The sequence below is a fragment of the Gluconobacter sp. GP1 genome, assembly GCF_032913585.1.
Taxonomy (GTDB): domain Bacteria; phylum Pseudomonadota; class Alphaproteobacteria; order Acetobacterales; family Acetobacteraceae; genus Gluconobacter; species Gluconobacter cerinus.
In genome coordinates, this window is the sequence record NZ_JASGXC010000030.1 from 1 (window position 1) to 2,450 (window position 2,450).

3 protein-coding genes and 2 pseudogenes are annotated in these 2,450 nt (G+C 59.9%); all 5 read left to right on the forward strand.

Annotation, left to right across the window (positions count from 1 at the left end; translation table 11 throughout):
* Positions 1-507, forward strand: a pseudogene (locus tag R5H23_RS16650) (hypothetical protein); the annotation flags it as partial.
* A 1-nt stretch (position 508) separates the two neighbouring features.
* Entirely contained in the window at positions 509-1,054 is a 546-nt protein-coding gene (locus R5H23_RS16655) for a hypothetical protein (RefSeq protein WP_024717053.1), read from the forward strand.
* Between the two features lie 53 nt (positions 1,055-1,107).
* Entirely contained in the window at positions 1,108-1,509 is a 402-nt protein-coding gene (locus R5H23_RS16660) for a hypothetical protein (RefSeq protein ID WP_061510691.1), read from the forward strand.
* Between the two features lies 1 nt (position 1,510).
* Complete coding sequence (locus R5H23_RS16665) at positions 1,511-2,053, forward strand: hypothetical protein (protein WP_010504786.1); 543 nt, start codon at positions 1,511-1,513, stop codon at positions 2,051-2,053.
* Positions 2,053-2,450: pseudogene (locus R5H23_RS16670) on the forward strand (type IV secretion protein DotO); the annotation flags it as partial. The gene R5H23_RS16665 and the pseudogene R5H23_RS16670, both read left to right, overlap by 1 nt.

Here is a 2,450-nt window from a genome sequence, read left to right on the forward strand (position 1 = left end):
CCTTCACCAGACGCAGCCCTCGAGCTGGAAATGGCCAAACAGCTGAAAGCGCTGGATGATCATGTGGCGGCCTTGCAAAAAAACGTCGACGCCATGCAGGACAATGTGACGGCGACGCTGAACCGCGGTCTTGGCGAGTTCAAGGGACGCCTTGACGAGCTTCAGCATCACGAAGACCAGACAGATCGCGCGCTCCAGGCAAGCCAGTCCCCTCTGGCCCATCCGGCTCGTGAACACAGCAGTGCTGTGCCAGTTGCGCCGCGGGCCGTAAGTGTTGCGCAGCCTCACCCGTCAGCGGAGCCAAGTACGCCCAAGCCGGCCCTTGTGCATCTGCCCCAGTTCACGGTGCAGGCGGGAGCGCCAGGAATTGCCATTCTTCAGGACGAACAGGGCAATGCCAGCCGCGTCGAAGCGGGCTCCGTGATCCCCGGATGGGGGCCGGTCATCACGATTACCTCTTCGGGGTCGAGATGGGTCGTTCGCACCCCAAAAGGTCTGATCCACTAAGATGGAAGGGCTTTTCGACTTCGCTCAGGATCTTGGTGCCGCACTGTCCTGGCTGCTTCCGTTCCTTTGCTACGTCGGCGGAGGCTGCTTTCTCCTGAGCGGCGTCATGGGCATCTTTCAGCGCTCATCCATCAGTAACGGGCTACTCTCCAAGGGCGTGATTCCGGAGATGATGATCCTTGTTGGTGCGACTTTCCTGTCGTTTCCCGAGTTTCTCAATATGGGAAACCGCACCCTTGGCTTTGAGGGTAATGCCGGCATCGGTGCATCATCGAAAGTCAGCTTTTCCTCGGATGCCCTGATGACAGCGGCACAAGGTGGCCCGCTGGCGGCCCTGACAGCCATCCTGAATGTCTTTCATGTCTACTTCGCAGCCTACGGCGCACTGATCGTCTATTTCGCGATCGTGCGCCAGATGGGCCGGGCGAAAGGCGCGAACAACAGTTCCACCGGCCTCAACATGGTCATGGGAATAGCGGGATTCCTCGTGATGAACGCAGACGTCCTTGGTCCTGCACTCCTCAAAGAACTGAAGCTTGTGCAGTGACCCCACACCCTCACCCCACAGTCGACGCCCAGAGCGTCTGTTCCGGAGTCATTATGACACAGTCCTCCCGCACACACCTGAAGCGCTCCCTGATGGTCGCGGCCCCTGCGCTTTCCGCATTGTCGTCTTTTGCTTTCGCCTCCGCAGCACGTGCTCAGGCCATTGACGACATCACGCGTGACGCAACGCAGAAAGGGATGAACGCCTTCGGCATGGGTCTTAACGCCTTCTGCTTTATCGGCGGGGGGCTTTTGCTTGCCATCGCCATCTTCGGTTGGTGGCAGCATCAGCGGAATCCGAATGCAGGATCGAAGCCTGGCATGATCATCGCTGGCTTCATTTGCGGTGGCATTCTCCTGGCATTCCCGTTCCTTGCCAAGACCGCGTCCTTTACGATGTTTGGTACCGCGCCGAGCGTCACAGGCGAACAGCAGCAGATGAAGTTCGACAAGTAAGATGCCTTCGTCGCGCCCATTGGCTTCGGCCGCCCCTGAAAGGTTGACGGTTGAAGATCTGACTGCACCGATGAGCGGGCATTGCACCTGCTGCGAGCACATGCTCGCAGCAGTTACCGTGTCAGGCAGACCCCTCTGTCTGACCTGTGCGCCGGCATTCGCGCTCGATGAGCCCGGTATAGACGATGTCGCGACACTGATCTGGCTCCCGCATCTGGATCAAGGCGCTCTGGGACGTTGTGTCACAGCACTTCATGTGGCCGCGAAAGCAGCGGGCCACACCGTTTACGATCAGGGGCTTTCAGGCGAGGCGCTGAGCGCAAAGCGCGCCTTCGAGGCTCTTCTGTCCTGCCGCCTCGGGGCATTGGAGAAGATCGGGACGGACCGCCCGTCTTTGTACCGATCCGCTCTGAAAAGCCTCTCCCGTAACCCTTTCCCGGAAGCTCATGAAACCGGGCTTCGGATCCTCATGCGGGGAAAGTGGTTTCCAGACAATCCGCGCCGCTATCTCGACGCGGCTCAAGAATGGGCAGTGTCACGCTGATGCTACGTAAAAAAACGGTGCACTCAGAGGGGCAGGAAGCCCCGCGTCTCGCGCGGTCCAGAGCCTCCCTCTTCGATGGTGTCCTGCGGACGATTGCAGCCACATCAACCTTCCTGCATCGGGACGTGACCTCGTTCTGCGATCTGGCAACCTGCGATCAACGCGGCCTGATCACGTTCCAGGGCGATTACGCCACCGTCATCCGCCTGCGCGGGATGCGGCGGATCGCCAACGGGGCTGAAATCGCCGCGGCATCCTCACGACTTCGTCTGGCTTTGGGAAGTCAGTTCAGTCGGCCCGGCCATGCGTTGCAGTTCTGCTATGTCGCCGATCCTGAGGGTGTCAGTGAGAGCATCCGGCGAAACCTCGATGAACGACGGACCGTTGCAGGTGCGCT

Bases quoted from the DNA above. Each gene is read 5' to 3' on its own strand.
- R5H23_RS16660 (WP_061510691.1), top strand. From the start codon at position 1,108: ATGACACAGTCCTCCCGCACACACCTGAAGCGCTCCCTGATGGTCGCG.
- R5H23_RS16665 (WP_010504786.1), top strand. From the start codon at position 1,511: ATGCCTTCGTCGCGCCCATTGGCTTCGGCCGCCCCTGAAAGGTTGACG.
- R5H23_RS16655 (WP_024717053.1), top strand. From the start codon at position 509: ATGGAAGGGCTTTTCGACTTCGCTCAGGATCTTGGTGCCGCACTGTCC.